Genomic DNA, 596 nt, shown 5'->3' on the forward strand with positions numbered 1-596 from the left:
GTATGTCTTTCTGGGGGCTTTCTTCTACGCCATCGTTTATACCGTCTGGCTGAAGCGCCACACCTGGCTCAACATTGTCTTTGGAGGCTTGGCGGGTAGCTGGGCGGTGCTCGCTGGTGCTGCGGCGGCTGACCCGAATATCGGCGCAGTCCCGCTTGCTCTGGCTTTCGTGCTGTTTCTGTGGACCCCACCGCATTTCTGGAGTCTTGCCATCGCTTTCCGGGCCGATTACGCTTCGATCGGTGTCCCCATGCTGCCGGTGGTCGTCGGGGACAAACGGGCGGCGAAGGTCATTTTTGTCAGCACCCTGGCGCTGGTGGCTGCGTCACTATTGCCACTGGCATTCGGGCTCGGCGCCATCTACTTTGCCGGCGCCGTTACCGGTGGCCTGCTGTTCATCCAGAAGGCCTGGCTATTGGCTCGGGACACCAACCGGAAAACGGCCATGACCTGTTTCCACGCCTCGCTAATCCAGTTAACGCTGGTGCTCCTCGGTGCAATTATCGACGCCCAGTTTTAGTTTGCGGGCGTTCTCAGTGACTTTCAAGGTTTGCGTCGCGCTCTTTGCGGCCGTATCTGCCTTGGCAGCAGCTCCC

1 protein-coding gene is annotated in these 596 nt (G+C 59.7%); it reads left to right on the forward strand.

Annotation, left to right across the window (positions count from 1 at the left end):
• The coding region (locus PROAA_RS13585; protein ID WP_186411854.1) for a protoheme IX farnesyltransferase at positions 1 to 520 on the forward strand (520 nt) is incomplete at its 5' end.
• Positions 521 to 596 lie beyond the last annotated feature (76 nt).

The sequence above is a fragment of the Candidatus Propionivibrio aalborgensis genome (assembly GCF_900089945.1).
In the GTDB taxonomy this organism is placed as follows: Bacteria; Pseudomonadota; Gammaproteobacteria; order Burkholderiales; family Rhodocyclaceae; genus Propionivibrio; species Propionivibrio aalborgensis.